The sequence below is a fragment of the Vibrio sp. 1249-1 genome, assembly GCF_033340495.1.
The window spans coordinates 1-644 of the sequence record NZ_JAWOWJ010000682.1 but is presented as its reverse complement, the minus strand read 5'-3'; the positions used below and the strand labels follow the sequence as shown (position 1 = coordinate 644).

Genomic DNA, 644 nt, shown 5'->3' with positions numbered 1-644 from the left:
AGCTCTTTCTCAATGTTATGCCTCAAACTCTACTCACGCTCACCAAAGACATGGGCTTTAAAGACAACGGATTGCTTTACAAACGTCTTGCTGATTTGGGGATGACCCCGTCTGATGTGGTGTTTGAGGTTATAGAAGAATCCTGTGGCGATACTGATTTACTGATCAAAGCCGTACAGTTAATGAGAGCGAATGGCTTTATCTTTGCCATCGATGATTTTGGCGCGCAACATTCCGACATTGCCCGCGTTCAGCAGCTTTGTCCTGACATAATTAAAATTGATCGCTCTTATCTACTCGATTATTGCGCTGGTGATACCTTTTCCATTCGAAGTGCGGTAGATCTAGCGGCAACCATGGGGGCCAAAGTGATTATCGAAGGGGTTGAAGAGAACAACCAGCTGCAAGCCATGCGTCAACTGGAACTCGATTATTATCAAGGGTTTTATCTCGGTAAACCAAGTGCAATTCATCACTGGACAGAATACGCAACCTGCCAATGCACGGTGCATTAAGCTTATCTCGTCATGCCGCATAAGCCACACAAACTATCCCAACAAAAAAGCGCCGAACACATGTCGGCGCTTTTGGTATGTATGGGTTTGAACGCTAAGATTCAATCGCTTATATGATTCTATCGCTTA

The 644-nt window shown here is 44.7% G+C and carries 1 protein-coding gene; it reads left to right on the top strand.

What is annotated here, in order from left to right:
- A partial coding sequence (locus R7Z50_RS28330) for an EAL domain-containing protein (protein ID WP_318149861.1) occupies positions 1–515 on the top strand: 515 nt, incomplete at its 5' end.
- Between the last annotated feature and the right edge of the window lie 129 nt (positions 516–644).